The following is a 13,501-nucleotide window of genomic DNA, read 5'->3' as shown; positions in this document are numbered from 1 at the left end:
GTTAATGCTGTGTTATTCGCGAGCACTGCGCTGGGCGCGCTCTTCAATCTGCTCGTGCATGACTTGCAGTGCCGCCGCCTCCATAATCTGAAGGTCTTGGTCGAGCTGGTCATATTCCGCCGGCGCCAGGCCCATGCGATCCATGCGGTGATAGGCCACCACGAAGTTGAGTCCAACCGGGCCGCCCATCCCGACCTGCCATTGCGTGCGCAGGCTGCGGAACAGGCTGAAAGCCCGTTCGGTTTGCGGCCACACCTCGATCGACGTTGCGACGTCCTGACGCGTCAGGCCGGCCACCTCGAGTTCTTCGTCGGTCGGCTCGGGCGTGTAGAGAGCCGTCGCAACGTCGATCAGTTTTTTGCGCGGGCGCCGGTCAGCTCGTCGACATAGGTGTTGAGGACCGAGCGGGCCGAGCCGATGTATTTCTTGGTCAGCTTCTCGACGCTCTGCTTGTCGAAAGCCTCATCCAGATCCCAGTCGACCGCGATGTCCATCAGGATGTCGACGTCCGAGCGCCCTTCCAGCTTCTCGGTGAAGTCCTTGAATTCATCCGCATCGCGGTACTTGAACTTGAATTCGATTTCGGCCTTCCGGCCACCCGGGACGTGGATCGGGGCCTTGGCTTTGAAGGTCGGGTTCGGATCGAGGGAAATTTTCGCCATGATTTTTTGTCTTTCAGGAGGGAATAAAAAGACCGCGAGGAGCTACCCCGCGGCGGAAAGGCCAACGCCGACCAGGCGCCGGCTGGCAAAGCAGATGCGGCTTAGTAGCGGACGACCTTGTTCTGCAGCGAGAAGGTGGCCTTGACCGCCATGACGTTGCCCTTGCTCAGGCTGGGGCTTTCGTTGAACGAGCAGTAGCCGGCGTACAGCAGCACGCCGCCATTCGGCAGCACGCCGCGCAGACAGGTCAGCTTCACGCCATCCGAGATGGCCTTGAGGGCTGCGTGGTGCGCCGCGGTCGGCTCGTCAGCGATCGTCAGCGCGACGGTCGTCGACGTAAAGCCGTCCGGCAGCGAGACAGGCATGTCGGTATCCAGCAGCGGCACCTCGGCGAATTTGCCGTCGCCGCCTGAGATATCGGCTGCGGTGACCTTCACGATCGGCACCCAGGTGGTGACCTTGCGCACCGAGCCGGCGCCGGCACCGGCCGGGAACAGCGAAGTGTCGGTGGTGTCCAGGCCTTCGATGGTGAATCCGGTGCCGGAGACGGCTTTCACGCGGAACACGCGGCCATTGGCCTTGCTCCAGCCGCCGGTGTATTCGACGAAGTCGCCGTTGGCGAAGGTGTTGGTTGCCGTGCACACGGACTCCGAAGCGTTGGTCGCTGCCGTGATGTTGACGGCGGCGGCGAAAGCACTCGCCACGGCGAACGCGATGTTGTTGGGCAGTTGCATTTGGGCCTTTCAGATGGAAAAAAGCCCGGAAGCCGGGCATGAAAAAAGGCCGCCGGATTGCTCAGGCGGCCTGGTGATGGGGTAAAACGATCAGCAGAACAGGTAAAAGTCCTGCATCGTGCCGCGATAATTGGTGGCTTCGTCCAGGATATCGATCGGGATCGTCAAGACTTCAGGCTGCAGGTCGACGGCGGCGCGGAGCGAATCCTCCACCTGCTCCGCGATCTCGGCGGCCTCAATGGTCGACTCCGACCAGACCTTGACCTGCACGCGGCGCTGTCTCTTCTCGGGCTTCTCGCCGCTCACGAACTCCTGCACGGCGCCACCCACCACCTGGAAGACGATGTAAGGCGGCGGCGTACCCTCTGGGGCCGTGAGCGGAAACACCTTGTCGCCGGCCAAGCCGCGCAGGGCCTCGCGCACTTCGATGTGGACGCTCATCGTGTGGCATTCCTTATCAATTGCTGTTTGAGCGTCAGCGACATGGCGTTCACCGCGTCGCTTTTCCTGCTGTCGTATGCAGGGCGCATGAACGGATAAGCCGGCGCGCTGGCAGTGCCATATTCAAGCTCGGCGGCTTTCCGGTGCGCGGCCCAGCCGATTTTGTTGCCGCGCTTGCCGATCTTGGTGTTCTTGGGCACGAACTTGTGACCCTCCTCGACGAAGCGCCAGTAAAACGCATCACCGCCACCGTAGCCGCCCTTCCGGACGGTAACCAGATAGGCCTGCCGCTGAGCGCCGTCGGAATCCTCCGGCAGGTGCTTCATGATGATGTTGCGGTGGATCGTCCAGGTCTTGGCATGCGATGCCGCGTTGTGCTTCGCCTCCTCGCGGAAAATCTCGGCGCCGGAAACACCCATGGCGCGCAGCACACCTTCATCCGGCGTGATTTGGCCGATAGTTTCCTGCACCGCGCGCAACAGGTCCGTGGTATCGAAGCCGATCATTTGACGCTCTCGCAGACCAGAAACATCTTCCGGCGGTCCTTCGAATCCGGCACAGCCGACTTGATCTCGTACTCGACGCCCAGGTACCGCGCGCGCCAGGACTCGTTGACGGCCGGGTCGTAGTTGGCCCGGATCGAACAGCGCTTGATCACCACCTCGGTATTCGCGCGCATTGTCTCTGCACCGGTTTGAAAGAGCACGTCACCCCAGCGCTCGCCGACCAGCTCGAACCCGCGCTCCCGCTGACCGGCAGCGTCACGCGCCGTGTTCGGCTGCAGCAAGGTGAATCGGTGGTTCATCGTCATGCGTAGTAGACCTCCGACCACAACAGCCGCCTGATGTATTCGTTCTTGGGCTGGCCGCCGGTTTCGAAATGCTCCTGTACGCGCGCCAGGATGAAGCCGGAGATGCCGTCGGGCACCGCAGCGGCATTTGCGCCATAACCGCAGCGGAAACGCACTTCGACGGCGCCGATCATGTCGGCCGTCGCCGGCCAGGCGCGCCCGGGCTTGAGCACGACGTAGCCCGGATCCGACTTGGCGTCGGCCTGGTAGTCGGCCGGGTCGAGCGTCCGCTGTTCGCCGTTGACGTCGTAGAACTTGACCCAGTCGACGGCGAGTAGCGGCGGCTTATACAGCTTGATCGAGCGCTCTGCCGGAAAGGCATCGAGCGTCAGCTCCCAGGTCTGCTCCATGATGAGCCGGTTCGTTTCGGTCTCGGCTTCCGCAGTGTAGGTCCGGATCGCGCGCACGATGTCGGCGTCAAGCGCCGAAATGCCGTCCGCCCCGACGTCGGCGCGCGCGTTCGATTGCGCCTCCTGCATCGATACGGCCAAAGCGGTCGGGCGCACCACAATCTTGAAGGTCATCGGGCGCTCCCTTGAGTTGCAGGCGGCCGGCCTCCGATCGGCAGTGCACCGCTTGTCGCAGGCGCGCCGACGTATTCGACCGGATCAGCCGGGTCGGCCGGCTGCGGAGGGATCTTCGTCCCGCCCTCAGTCCGGACGTGCGCAGCCAGGAGGTCAGCAGCGTTGATCATCAGTGGTCCTCTCTGGTGAAGTAAATCGAGCGGTAAATTTTTTCGCCGTTAGCGAAGTTGACCGGCAAGCCGCACGAGTTGACCGTGTCGCCTGCAGCCAGGCCACCGAATTTCATGACGACCTGCGATCCCTGAATGCTCGGCCCCGAGAGCGCGGTCATGCCGACGACGATGGGCGTGCCCACCGATGCCAACGTGGTATTCGCACTGAGCGCCAGGTCGGCAGCGAAGTCGAACGCGTAGAACCGCTGGTCGTCTGGATCCTTGCCAAATACCCACAGGCGGTCTTCCACTGCCGTCAGGAGGATGGTCCGATCGAACACCTCGCCATTCGCGCAGGTCACGCGGAATGTGAAGGAGGCCGACCCAGAACTCATCGCGCCCAGCTTGACAAGGCCGAGCGCGCCCTGGAGCGACGGGCCCTCGAGAACAACCACGGCGGCCGACACTGGTACGACCGACACCGTCGTCGTCGCGGCGTCCGTCAGGTCTTTGGTGAAGTCGCCGACAAACCACAGCTCGTCCAATGCGCCTTTCGTCAAAGACACCGGCCGCGTCGTATTGAACACGGCTGCACGCGGATTTGCTGCGAACTTCGCGGTTCGTGATGCCGGCACAGTTACCACCCCTGGGATTGTTCCACCTGAAGAGCCGCCAATCGCCGCCCCTGGCGCCATCGCGCTCGATGCGACGAGCACCGCGCCGTTCGCCATGGCCGACCGGGACCCGGACGCCGATCCTGGCGACATGCTGCTGGTCGCAATCAGCTGCGCACCGCTGGCGATGCCGGCCGCCGCGCCGACTGCAGCGCCGCCAACCACGCTGCTCGTCGCCACCAGGCTCGCACCCGGCGCCGTCGCATTCTGACTCGCTGTTGCGGCCGCTATCGCCCCGATCGGGGTAACTCCAATGGGCGAGTATCCGATCATGGCTTAAGACGCTGCCGCGACAGTAAAGTTGGAGAAACTGATGGTTGGCGTGACGCCGTCACCAGCATGCTGACTGTCCCCTTCGTCGTAGGCGTAGACGCCGACTTCGCCAGACACAGGCGGCAAATTAGCATCCGCATGAGCATCGCCTCGCGCCTGAACTTTCGTATCGGACCAAGTGTTGTCGTACTTGAGCCACTTCTGGTCGGACACCCGCTGAATATAAATGTCGACCTGATGCTGGCTCGCGCTCGACGATTTGACATTGAACTCGATGTCGTAGTCGGTTGCCGTAGCGAGGTTGGCGCCTGCGTTCATTTCTTGGCTGATATTGCTCTGCACGCCACCAACGGACTTCAGCGACTTGACCGCTGCGCCGCCGCTCTGGTTGAGCGCGATGTCCATCCCGATGAAATTCTTGACGCCGCTGTATGGCACCAGGCTGGTACCACGGACCAAGATGGCCGCATGCTGCGTGACGGTCGTATGCGTCGCAAAACGCAGGCGCGCCTTGACCTTGACGTTACCGTTGAAAGCATCGTTGACGGCTTGCTTCGCCGAGGCGATCACGCCAGGAACCGGACCGTTGTACGTGATCGCGCTCGAATCCGTCGAGGCGCCCCATGGCGTGCCGCTCTGCGTGACCCAGCCAGTAGGAGCGGCTGGCGTAACCATGCTGTTGCTGCCCGCTGGGGAGATGACGGCGCCGATAGTGCCGTTGTTCTCCACGAAATCGGTAAAGTTGCGACCGAGGTTCCCGCTGAGGACCATCTGATCGATTGTGGCGCCACTCTCGACAACGACCGGACAGCCAGATACTGCTGATGGCGCATAGAAAATCGAGTTGGCAAGCACCACCTGGCCGACCTTGGAACCCGCGACGAAGTGAATTTGCTTCGTCAGGTAGGTGGCGCCGTTGCTCGGACGGCTGATGTACTTGTCGATCAGTAGCTGGCCAATGTCGGCCTTCTCGCCAATACGAAGCGAGGGGAAAAGTTCGTTGTTGAGCTTGTTCTTGGTGACGCCCTCGAAAATAAACTGCCCAATTTTGCAGTTGAGGTGCACGGCCATCTTGCCCCAGCCGTTCACCGGAACGTTCTCCATTGCAACGTTGCTCAGACGAACGGTTCCGATGTTGCCGGGCCCCGTCTGCTGCGTCTGCGCAGGGTTGAAATTGTCGGCGATGAAAGCATATGCGCCGGTCTTGCCCTTGATGTTGTTGATGCTGACGTTGTCGATGGGCGAACCGCCCGACAGCAGGCGCACGCCGCAAACGTAGGTCTGAAATTCGATGTCATCGATGGTCACATCGGTGATCGGACCATAGGAGCCGTCCAGCGGACCTGGAGTGATCGCGCCCCAGCCATCGTCTGCATTCAGGGCGATGCCGTCGTCGGCGCCGTTGTAGTGGCGTCCGCGCGCGATGCGGATGTGGCTTGCCGGGCCGTTGATGTGGACGCCGTCAGTGCTCACCAGAGTATTGCCGGCGCCGTGGTCGACGGTGTAGCCGTCTACCGTGATGCGAACGCCGTTCGTGACACGGAATGCGAACCCTGCCGGCTTGCGGAATTCGATCTCGCCACCGGTCGAGATGTTCTTGACGCCGTAGAAATCGAATAGCGTAACCTGATCGCCCGCCGTCATCGTGCCGAGGTTGCCGTGCCAGATGCCGCCCTCGAAGCGGATATTTTCGTCGATGATGCCGCCCGGCGATTTCGTCGGGTTGTAGTTACGCCACATGGGAACGTTACTACCTGGCAGCATGACGGCGCCGCAGTTCGGCAGCGCCTTGACGGTCGTATTGCTGCGCGCTCGCAACGTCGAGCCGAGGCTGCCTGCGATGTCCCAGATCAACATGAAAGGACCATTCGCAGCCAGGTCGAGCAGCGTCTGCGCCTTCGCGGCTTGATCCGCGCCGGTTCCTGGCGTCATGCCGAGAGTGCTATCGCTCACGATGGACGAGGAGGCAAACACCACTCGCGTCGATGTGCCGTTTTCCCACTTCGTCAGCGTGGCGCCCAGCGGCGTGCAGATGACCTCTTTGGGGCCGGCGCTGAAGTTGACCAGCGAATTGCCATTCGAACTTGCAGTCGGCGTGCGCGAGAACGTGACGGCAGCGTTGCTCACGGTCGTGATGGTGGCAATGCCGCATTCCCACTCCGCAGAGCCGGCGAGGCCGATCGAATAGGGGAAGGTATCGCCAGCCACGAGGCCAGCGGCCGCCGCGGTGCGATATTCGGACGAAACGGCTGTCGCCGCCATGGTCAGCGAGCCTGTGCCGACGCCGGTCGTTGCAACTCTTACGCGCTCGGGAAATTTCATGCTTTAGGCCGGGGTGTTGATGGTAATGGTGGTCGCGTTCAGGGTGAAGGTGCCTGCACTGGTGGAGACGTCGGCGCCGAAGTCGTCGACGCAGACCAGTTCGTCAGCGGATGCCGCGCCGCCGCGGCGCTTGTAGTACACGGCCTTGCGCGCGGTGATGGTCGAGTTGGCCCAGGCGACTTGCGGGAACGTAACGACCACGCGGTGGTTGGTCGTGTCCTTGGTGAAGGTCGGCACTATGGCCTGGCCGCCGGCGGTGTAGCCGGTGCCACTCACCTCGCTGGTGATGTCCGAGCGCTTGGTGTGCGTGCCTTTGTTCTCGGTATAGCCCGAGCCGACCAGCATCACGTAATAGGTGTCGCCCTTGGTGATGTTGCCGGCCAGGACGTCGTCCAGGTAGCTGTCGTATGCGGTCGAAGACATGGCGGCCTTTCAGGATTCGGTAACCGGGTCGGCATCGGCCGAGCCCAGCGTGATGGTTTTGATTTTCTTGTGCCGCTCGAGCATCACTGCGGTAAAGCCCTTCTCCCGCAGCAGAACGAGCAGCGCACCCCAGGTCTCACGATCTACCGTGCCGATCGCGCCGCCCAGATGGGCGACCTTCCCGTCGAGGCTTTTCACCTGCACGATGGCTCGGTATGGCAGCCGCTTTTCGTAGCCGTCAGGCCGGTCGTATGCACGGACGCTGAAGGTTTCGGGGGTCATCGTCAGGTGGATCATGTGGATCTCCGACAGGGTGTTCGAACGAGCAGAAACCGCCGGCCGGCGCGCACGCGGGCGAGCCAGGCGGCGGTTTCGGGCTTCATGGGTTACTTGGCGCGCGAGCCGCGGCCGGACTTGGGCGGCGTCGGCTGGTCGCCGCCGTCAACCGGCGCCGGCGCATCAGCGTTGAGCGCGCCGAGTTCGGCGGCCGCAGCCTCGAGTTCGGGCGGGCATTCGTCGCCCGGCTGGTACTGCACTGGGTAGATTTTCCCGTCAGGCACACCTTGGAAGTGCTTTGCAAGCTTCATCGCTTTCTCCTAAAACAAAGAGCCCGGTTCTCACCAGGCCCTTTGGGTGGTTGCGATTACGAAGCGGCGATCTTCAGCTTGCGGCCGGCTTCGGCCTGGCGCACGCCACCACCGACGCGTCGACGGGCGCGGAAGACCACCAGGCCATGGTCGGCGCCGGTGGTGTAGTCGGCCTGCAGCGAGACGTTGACGCGATCGACGATCACGTACAGCTTCTTGAAGTCGGCGAAGACGATCGGGAACGAGTTGGCTGCGACGTTCGGCATGTCGGCCATCTCCGCATAGGACGAGCCCAGGATGGTGTTCGGCACACCGTTGGCGATGCCCGGCGCCCACAGGTACTGGTTGTTGGTGTCCTTCAGCTTGCGGACCTTGCCCAGGGTGTTGCGGTTCAGGCCCCAGACGGCGTTGCGCGCATGCGCGGTCTTCAGGTCGTGGTACAGCGAAATCAGGCCGTCGGCGGTCAGATCGGCCGCGGCGCCGCTCAGGGTGAACCCGATGTCGGTGCTGGTCAGGATGCCTTCCATCTGCGCCGAACCGCCGGTGCCGCTGATCGACTCCAGGCCTTCGCGCACGGCGAACTGTTCGGAAGCGTCTTCCTGCAGTTCGGCGAACAGGTCGTAGTCGGCGTCTTCCAGCATCTGCTGGGACACTTCGATGCGGGCGAACATTTCCGGAGCGAAGAACTCCAGCATGCCGTACGCCGGATCGCCGGTGTTGTTGCGCTGCGCGGTTTCGCCGACGCGGGATGCCGAGCCGTTGCCGGTTTTCTTCGGCATCTTCAGGCTGCCGACGCCGATCGAGCGGACGGTCGCGAGCGCACGCATCGGGGTCAGCTCGATCACGTTCTTGATGATCTCTTTCTGCATCTCCGGCGGGGCCAGCAGGTAGCCGGCGCTCGCGTCGTCGGTCTTGATCAGCGCAGCCTGACGCTCGCGAACCATTGCCATGTCGACCGGATCGCGGTCGCCGGACGGCTTGCGCATGACGCGGTTGAACGCTTCCATGTATTCCTGCGCAGCCTTAGCGGCCGGATCGCTGTTGCCGCCCAGGCCGGCGCGGTTGGCGATCTTTTCGATGGCGTCGACCTGATCCTGGATCGCCTTATTCTGCTTTTCGATCAGCGTCAGCTGCTGGCTGTTGGCTTCGTGCTTGTCCAGTGCTGCGTTGATCTTGTCGAGCTTCGCGTCCAGGTCGGCGCTGCGTTTTTGCAGGTTCGCGTCGTTGGTGCGCTTGAACTCGTTGAACGCTTCCATTACTTCTTGTGCGGCGTCTTTATCTGCCATGGTCATTCCTTGATGGTGGAGGTGATGTTTTTGATGTGCTGCGCGATCCGCGAAGCCGCGGCGCGCTGTTCATCCGCAGGGTCCCCACCATCGCGGAGGGGGTTTTCTGGCGGTTCCGGGGAATCGTCGCGATTCACCCGCGGCATCGCGGCTGCGATGCGCTTTGCTTGCGCGTTCGAGAGCCCTTCTCCGTCGCGGAGGAAGGCTTCAAACTCGCGAATTTCCGGCCCACTAGCGGACGCCAGCAGGTTCTGAGGGGTATTCTTGAAGTGGTTCAGCATCGCCGAGGCGGCGGCCTTTTTCTTCTTGGCCGGCACGACGACGTCGGCGAAGCCGGCATCGACGGCCGCTTGACCGAGGAACCACGTTTCGCCGTTGACCCAGGATTCCAGGTCAGAGCGCTTCGCGTCGGTGCGCGCTTCGTAGATGTTGATCAGGCCGGCCTGCAGCTGGTCGAGCACGTCGGCTTCCTTGCGCAGCGCATCGGCATCGCCCCACATGCCCGACCAGGGCTTGTGGATCATCAGGTTCGCACCCTCGCTGATGCGGATCTCGTCGCCGGCCATCGCGATGACGCTGGCGATCGAGGCCGCGATGCTGTCGATGTGGACGATGATGTGAGCGTCGTGGCGAGCGAATGCTTGGTAGATAGCCAGGCCTTCGAACACCAGGCCGCCGCCGCTGTTGATGCGCACGTGGATCGTGTCAGCATCCAGCTCGGCGATCTGGTTCGAGATCGACTCGCCGGTGATGCCCTCGTCGTACCAGCCGTAGCCGATGTCGCCGTAGATCAGCACCTCGGCCTCATTGTCGGCCAGTTGCGCATTGACGCGAACGTGGCCCGGCTTCAGCGCCATGCGGTTCATATGGCGGACCGACCCGGCGTCTTCCGGGTCCTCCTGGGCCAACTTCGACAGGACGTTATCGAGGCTGTCGCGCGCCTCGCGCAGCATGCGTTCGTTTTCAGCGGACAGCACTCGTCCTGCAGCCTTGCGCTGCATATTTGGGGATGGCATGCGGGAGTTACTCCTGAAGAGCAGGTGTTGCTGGCTCGGCGGCCTTTGGCTCGCCGACGATGTTTGCTGGAATGCGCAGGCGGTCGCTTGCGGGGTCGTCGTCTGGGTTCAGGTCGAGCAGGTCGCGCCCCTCGTTCGGGTACATCAAGCCGCCGTTCACGTAGCCCAAGATCACATCCTTAGTGTCTTTCGCGGATCCGCGCAGCAGGCCCTCTTCTGTGAAGTTGAAGTAAAGCCCGGCGTCGATCTCATCGTCCGTCAGGAGATTGATCATTGCCGACTGCTCGAACGACTCCCACCTTGGCGCAAGGCAGTCTTCGCGGTGCGCCCGGTTCATTTCTTCTGCGCTTGCAAACGTGGCCGTTTTATCGGAAAAACCCACCTTGATTGGCAAGACGCCCATGAATGAGCAGATTTGTTCTACCTGCGTCTTCCGGGTCTCGTTCGATTGTGCATCGACCGAGCTCATGGAGGTGTTCAGGAATTTGGCGCCGCGGTCCAGGATCATCGGCTTGCCCGCGTTTTGCAGGCCAGCGAACTGCTTGGCTATCCAGCCCGACAAGTCGTCATACTGCTTTTTATCGAGCGTCGAGTCGACCGCGTAGACGCCAGTGTTCTGGATGCCGTTCTTGTGCAGCCGCCCTGCCGCCTCTTCGGTGGCCATCGCAAGGCCGATCGCTTCTCGCGCCAACTTGACGACGTCAAGTCCGTGAAATCCGTCAATGGTCGGTCCGCGCAGATGCCAGATTTGGTCCCTGGTGAGCGTCCGCGTTGTGCCGTCGAGACCCATCACTTCGTACGTAATGAGCAGATTTTCGTCCTGCTTCGGCGTAACCCTGCCTGGGGGAAGCGGGATCAGCTCAATGTACTTGCCGGTCACGCTGCGATTTTTGAATACGTAGGCATTGCCGCACAGCTCGATGTGCCAGGCCAGCATCTGCCGGAATTCGAAGCTGGTTTGCCAGTCGTTAGGCTTCAGCGATAGCAAGCGGTACAGCGGGTGCTTTGTCGCGGGAACCCTGCGGCGCCCGCTTTTCTGCATCAGCTTGAACGGGACCTGCGCGTAGCCGTTACCGATCACGCGGCAGCACGCGAACACGGTTGCAACCTGCAGCGCAGTCTTCCAGTTGACCGCCTTGCCAGTTGCCGACTCCAGCGCGCCAATCCACTCCTGCCAGAAAGGCTCGGTGAACGCCTGGTTGCGGCGCCCCTTTTGGACGAAGAATGACATCAGGCCTCATCCTTCTCGACCGGCGCGCGGCGGGCCGCGCTCACGCCGCCGACCAGCAACAGGATTCCGGCCATGATGAAGCCGGCCGCTGGGTGCAGTAGGCCAGCGCCATGGGACAGCGCCCCGGCGCCGCTAAGGATGAGGGCGTCGGGAACCATCGTGATCAGTTTTTTCATCAGGATTCCCAGAATGATGTTGCAGCGAACTCGCCGCTGATGGCTCGGCCCACGCCCATGATTGCGGCCACTGGGCCGTCGATCTTCTGTTCGGGCTTTTCCTTGCGCGGGTAGATGTTGTCTTTGGCGTCGAGCTTCGCCACAACGTTGGACATCATCCAAGTCAGCATCGGATTACCGTCGTGGTGCACGCGGCCGGCTTTGATCGCGCTCTCAAGCTCCTTCATCGGGAGCGACATGTTCGCTACGATCTGGCGGAACTCGACCGCAGTTATGCCGTTCTTGGTCAGGCGCTGCTCAAGCTGCGCCGCGCGGTATGGGTCGAAAACGACCTCTTCCGGGCCGTACTCGCTTACCAGCTCAAGCGTGTCTTGCTCGATCAGGTCAAAGTCAATTTCGGCGCCTTCGTGCTGCTCTAGGAAGCCTTCGATTACCCATTTGCGATACGCGCCCGAGTTCTTAGGGTCGTTCTCGATCGCGTTCTCGGGCAGGTAATATTTGCCGAAGAAGTAAAAATGCTGCTTCCCGTCGATCACCTTCACGAACATCAGCATGATCACGCAGACGTCCGAGCGGCTCGCCAAGTCGAGGGTGATGTAGCACCGCTCTCCTTTGAACTGCTCGGGGCGCAGCGTAAAGTCCGCGCACTTATTCCACTCCAACAGGTTCAGCCAGGCCGACTTCGCCGAGCACCAGATGTTCAGGTGTTTTGTCTTGAATCGGGTCTGCTTCGCTGCGCTTTGAATCGCGCCGCGCTGCTGCGCCAGCAGGAAGTCCTCGTCGACCGAGATACCAAAGTTCGGGTTGGCCTTGCGCAGCGCCTCAGGCTTGGTCCAGTCGTCGCCCTCGTCGATCGTGTAGATCAACGCGAACAACTCCGGGTCGTCCAGCGCTCCCTCGAGGACTTTCTTAGCCTCGACCTCCTGGTCGTAACAGGGCCCGGCGATATTGAAGCCGGCTGTCGTGATCATGAGCAGCAGCGGCTGTTCGCGCGCGCCCATACCAGTCTCCATGGTGTCGACCAGTTCGGACGTATCGTGCTCGTGGTACTCATCGACGATCGCGCAGGATGGCGAGGCGCCGTCACCCGGCTTGCCGATGACCGGCTCGAAGCGCGATCCGTCGGCTGGGACCAGGAGCGCCTTGGCCCAGACCTCGGCGCCCAGCGCCTGCTGCAGCTCGGGCGTGCGCTCGAGCATCTGCTTGGCCGGCCGGAAGACCTCCCAGGCCTGCGCTTCGGTGGTTGCGCCCGAGTAGACCTCGGCGCCGAACTCGCCGTCGACCGAGAACATGTACAAGCCTATGCCCGAACCGATGATCGACTTGCCGTTCTTTCGCGGCACTGCGAAGTACGCTTTTCGGTACCGGCGCCGGTCGTTCTTCTTGATCCTCCAGCCGAACAGCGCAACGAACCCGAAGCACTGCCATGGCTCAAGCGTGATTGTCTCGCGCTTTCGCGCCCACTTGCCCTTTGTGTGAGGCATCAGCGACAGGAACGTGCAGACCTTGGTGGCCGCATCCTCGTCGAAGTAATACGGGAATGCCTTTCGCCGGCTGGCCTTGAGGTCGTCCAAGTGCTTTTTGCAGGCCAGCTTCACCCACTTGCACGCAACGATCTTGCCTTTGACGACTGCCTGCGCGTATTCCTGCGCCATGCCGACGAAATCGGCCGGCATGGTCAATGTGCCTTTTTGCTGCCGCCCATCATGTCGAGGAACGGATTGGATGGGGCGTCCTTCGTGGCCGAGACGCGGGACCGATCCGCCGGCGTCATTCCAAGTACCGCAAGCGCGGTTCGGATCTGCGCCACCTGCGCCGAGGTCACCTCGGAGTCCGGCTGCGCACGGAAGTTCGCAACAAGGCGCGCCGCCAACTCGACCGCGATCCGGTCAGTCGCCTGCAGGACTGACGCCGGCAGTGCAGTGACGATCTCTGTCCAGACCGCTTTTTGCTTGACGGTGAAGTACTTCGGCGGCGCTGGATCGAAGGTGCCGGCTGCGAAGTCTTCGCGCCGGCGGCCTGGGTCCTTGTCAAAAGCACCCCGAGCCTCGAGCACCGTCGAAGGGGTTCGGGGTTTGGGCATCGGTAGCCCTCCTAATACTCAGAATTCTGAATTGCGGAAGTAAGAAAGAAGCGAACATGTCGGTCTA

The 13,501-nt window shown here is 62.2% G+C and carries 19 protein-coding genes; 1 reads left to right on the top strand and 18 read right to left on the bottom strand.

The features are described 5' to 3' along the window. Positions 1 to 12: 12 nt before the first annotated feature. The 8 genes from FBX97_RS00840 to FBX97_RS00805 all read right to left on the bottom strand — a co-directional run bounded on the left by FBX97_RS00840 (position 13) and on the right by FBX97_RS00805 (position 4,094). Positions 13 to 297 (bottom strand): DUF1799 domain-containing protein, encoded by a 285-nt coding sequence (locus tag FBX97_RS00840; RefSeq protein WP_221631717.1) that lies wholly within the window; start codon positions 295 to 297, stop codon positions 13 to 15. A gap of 53 nt (positions 298 to 350) precedes the next feature. Then, positions 351 to 662, bottom strand: a complete 312-nt coding sequence (locus FBX97_RS00835) for a phage tail assembly chaperone (RefSeq protein ID WP_141828371.1) — start codon at positions 660 to 662, stop codon at positions 351 to 353. Between the two features lie 101 nt (positions 663 to 763). Then, positions 764 to 1,396, bottom strand: a complete 633-nt coding sequence (locus tag FBX97_RS00830; protein WP_141828370.1) for a phage tail protein — start codon at positions 1,394 to 1,396, stop codon at positions 764 to 766. A 90-nt stretch (positions 1,397 to 1,486) separates the two neighbouring features. Next, a complete protein-coding gene (locus FBX97_RS00825; RefSeq protein WP_141828369.1) occupies positions 1,487 to 1,837 on the bottom strand; it encodes a DUF3168 domain-containing protein in 351 nt (116 codons plus the stop codon). Next, positions 1,834 to 2,343, bottom strand: a complete 510-nt coding sequence (locus tag FBX97_RS00820; RefSeq protein ID WP_141828368.1) for a hypothetical protein — start codon at positions 2,341 to 2,343, stop codon at positions 1,834 to 1,836. Before FBX97_RS00820 ends, FBX97_RS00825 begins: the two co-directional genes overlap by 4 nt. After that, a complete protein-coding gene (locus tag FBX97_RS00815; protein ID WP_141828367.1) occupies positions 2,340 to 2,648 on the bottom strand; it encodes a phage head closure protein in 309 nt (102 codons plus the stop codon). The genes FBX97_RS00820 and FBX97_RS00815 overlap by 4 nt, the downstream gene beginning before the upstream one ends. Further along, entirely contained in the window at positions 2,645 to 3,211 is a 567-nt protein-coding gene (locus tag FBX97_RS00810; RefSeq protein WP_141828366.1) for a hypothetical protein, read from the bottom strand. Before FBX97_RS00810 ends, FBX97_RS00815 begins: the two co-directional genes overlap by 4 nt. Positions 3,212 to 3,380: 169 nt before the next feature. After that, positions 3,381 to 4,094, bottom strand: coding sequence for a hypothetical protein (locus FBX97_RS00805; protein ID WP_141828365.1), 714 nt, complete (start codon positions 4,092 to 4,094; stop codon positions 3,381 to 3,383). Here FBX97_RS00805 and FBX97_RS29440 point away from each other — a divergent pair. Continuing rightward, positions 4,093 to 4,248 (top strand): hypothetical protein, encoded by a 156-nt coding sequence (locus FBX97_RS29440; protein WP_185748425.1) that lies wholly within the window; start codon positions 4,093 to 4,095, stop codon positions 4,246 to 4,248. The genes FBX97_RS00805 and FBX97_RS29440 overlap by 2 nt on opposite strands. A gap of 65 nt (positions 4,249 to 4,313) precedes the next feature. On the opposite strand, the gene FBX97_RS00800 is transcribed toward FBX97_RS29440, so the two are convergent. The 10 genes from FBX97_RS00800 to FBX97_RS00760 form a co-directional block, all read right to left on the bottom strand. Next, on the bottom strand, positions 4,314 to 6,632 hold the full coding sequence (locus FBX97_RS00800) for a hypothetical protein (protein WP_141828364.1): 2,319 nt from the start codon (positions 6,630 to 6,632) through the stop codon (positions 4,314 to 4,316). A 3-nt stretch (positions 6,633 to 6,635) separates the two neighbouring features. Next, positions 6,636 to 7,055 carry a hypothetical protein gene (locus FBX97_RS00795; protein ID WP_141828363.1) on the bottom strand — a complete coding sequence of 140 codons (420 nt, stop codon included), beginning with the start codon at positions 7,053 to 7,055 and terminating at the stop codon, positions 6,636 to 6,638. Positions 7,056 to 7,064: 9 nt separating this feature from the next. Continuing rightward, positions 7,065 to 7,352: a hypothetical protein gene (locus FBX97_RS00790; protein WP_141828362.1), complete on the bottom strand. Its 288-nt coding sequence runs from the start codon at positions 7,350 to 7,352 to the stop codon at positions 7,065 to 7,067. 89 nt (positions 7,353 to 7,441) lie between these two features. Next, the gene (locus tag FBX97_RS00785; protein ID WP_141828361.1) at positions 7,442 to 7,642 is read right to left on the bottom strand and encodes a hypothetical protein; all 201 of its coding nucleotides are present in this window, start codon (positions 7,640 to 7,642) and stop codon (positions 7,442 to 7,444) included. A gap of 56 nt (positions 7,643 to 7,698) precedes the next feature. Then, positions 7,699 to 8,928 (bottom strand): phage major capsid protein, encoded by a 1,230-nt coding sequence (locus FBX97_RS00780; protein WP_221631716.1) that lies wholly within the window; start codon positions 8,926 to 8,928, stop codon positions 7,699 to 7,701. Positions 8,929 to 8,930: 2 nt separating this feature from the next. Next, the gene (locus FBX97_RS00775; protein WP_221631715.1) at positions 8,931 to 9,944 is read right to left on the bottom strand and encodes a head maturation protease, ClpP-related; all 1,014 of its coding nucleotides are present in this window, start codon (positions 9,942 to 9,944) and stop codon (positions 8,931 to 8,933) included. Positions 9,945 to 9,951: 7 nt separating this feature from the next. Further along, positions 9,952 to 11,175 (bottom strand): phage portal protein, encoded by a 1,224-nt coding sequence (locus FBX97_RS00770; RefSeq protein ID WP_141828359.1) that lies wholly within the window; start codon positions 11,173 to 11,175, stop codon positions 9,952 to 9,954. Next, entirely contained in the window at positions 11,175 to 11,351 is a 177-nt protein-coding gene (locus FBX97_RS29435; protein WP_185748550.1) for a hypothetical protein, read from the bottom strand. The genes FBX97_RS00770 and FBX97_RS29435 overlap by 1 nt, the downstream gene beginning before the upstream one ends. Further along, positions 11,351 to 13,027 carry a terminase large subunit gene (locus FBX97_RS00765; protein ID WP_141828358.1) on the bottom strand — a complete coding sequence of 559 codons (1,677 nt, stop codon included), beginning with the start codon at positions 13,025 to 13,027 and terminating at the stop codon, positions 11,351 to 11,353. The genes FBX97_RS29435 and FBX97_RS00765 overlap by 1 nt, the downstream gene beginning before the upstream one ends. Before the next feature lie 2 nt (positions 13,028 to 13,029). After that, positions 13,030 to 13,434 carry a P27 family phage terminase small subunit gene (locus FBX97_RS00760; protein WP_141828357.1) on the bottom strand — a complete coding sequence of 135 codons (405 nt, stop codon included), beginning with the start codon at positions 13,432 to 13,434 and terminating at the stop codon, positions 13,030 to 13,032. Between the last annotated feature and the right edge of the window lie 67 nt (positions 13,435 to 13,501).

The sequence above is a fragment of the Herbaspirillum sp. SJZ107 genome (assembly GCF_006715485.1).
Classification (GTDB): domain Bacteria; phylum Pseudomonadota; class Gammaproteobacteria; order Burkholderiales; family Burkholderiaceae_D; genus Telluria.
Note: the sequence above shows the minus strand (reverse complement) of the source record. Positions and strands in the feature narration are given on the sequence as shown.

What these genes read in the sequence shown, in the direction of transcription:
- FBX97_RS00795 (WP_141828363.1), bottom strand. Translation starts at nt 7,055, where the DNA reads ATGTCTTCGACCGCATACGACAGCTACCTGGACGACGTCCTGGCCGGC.
- FBX97_RS00800 (WP_141828364.1), bottom strand. Translation starts at nt 6,632, where the DNA reads ATGAAATTTCCCGAGCGCGTAAGAGTTGCAACGACCGGCGTCGGCACA.
- FBX97_RS00820 (WP_141828368.1), bottom strand. Translation starts at nt 2,343, where the DNA reads ATGATCGGCTTCGATACCACGGACCTGTTGCGCGCGGTGCAGGAAACT.
- FBX97_RS00825 (WP_141828369.1), bottom strand. Translation starts at nt 1,837, where the DNA reads ATGAGCGTCCACATCGAAGTGCGCGAGGCCCTGCGCGGCTTGGCCGGC.
- FBX97_RS29440 (WP_185748425.1), top strand. Translation starts at nt 4,093, where the DNA reads ATGGCCGACCGGGACCCGGACGCCGATCCTGGCGACATGCTGCTGGTC.
- FBX97_RS00835 (WP_141828371.1), bottom strand. Translation starts at nt 662, where the DNA reads ATGGCGAAAATTTCCCTCGATCCGAACCCGACCTTCAAAGCCAAGGCC.
- FBX97_RS00760 (WP_141828357.1), bottom strand. Translation starts at nt 13,434, where the DNA reads ATGCCCAAACCCCGAACCCCTTCGACGGTGCTCGAGGCTCGGGGTGCT.
- FBX97_RS00810 (WP_141828366.1), bottom strand. Translation starts at nt 3,211, where the DNA reads ATGACCTTCAAGATTGTGGTGCGCCCGACCGCTTTGGCCGTATCGATG.
- FBX97_RS00815 (WP_141828367.1), bottom strand. Translation starts at nt 2,648, where the DNA reads ATGACGATGAACCACCGATTCACCTTGCTGCAGCCGAACACGGCGCGT.
- FBX97_RS00780 (WP_221631716.1), bottom strand. Translation starts at nt 8,928, where the DNA reads ATGGCAGATAAAGACGCCGCACAAGAAGTAATGGAAGCGTTCAACGAG.
- FBX97_RS29435 (WP_185748550.1), bottom strand. Translation starts at nt 11,351, where the DNA reads ATGAAAAAACTGATCACGATGGTTCCCGACGCCCTCATCCTTAGCGGC.
- FBX97_RS00785 (WP_141828361.1), bottom strand. Translation starts at nt 7,642, where the DNA reads ATGAAGCTTGCAAAGCACTTCCAAGGTGTGCCTGACGGGAAAATCTAC.
- FBX97_RS00775 (WP_221631715.1), bottom strand. Translation starts at nt 9,944, where the DNA reads ATGCCATCCCCAAATATGCAGCGCAAGGCTGCAGGACGAGTGCTGTCC.
- FBX97_RS00765 (WP_141828358.1), bottom strand. Translation starts at nt 13,027, where the DNA reads ATGCCGGCCGATTTCGTCGGCATGGCGCAGGAATACGCGCAGGCAGTC.
- FBX97_RS00790 (WP_141828362.1), bottom strand. Translation starts at nt 7,352, where the DNA reads ATGATCCACCTGACGATGACCCCCGAAACCTTCAGCGTCCGTGCATAC.
- FBX97_RS00770 (WP_141828359.1), bottom strand. Translation starts at nt 11,175, where the DNA reads ATGTCATTCTTCGTCCAAAAGGGGCGCCGCAACCAGGCGTTCACCGAG.
- FBX97_RS00805 (WP_141828365.1), bottom strand. Translation starts at nt 4,094, where the DNA reads ATGGCGAACGGCGCGGTGCTCGTCGCATCGAGCGCGATGGCGCCAGGG.
- FBX97_RS00830 (WP_141828370.1), bottom strand. Translation starts at nt 1,396, where the DNA reads ATGCAACTGCCCAACAACATCGCGTTCGCCGTGGCGAGTGCTTTCGCC.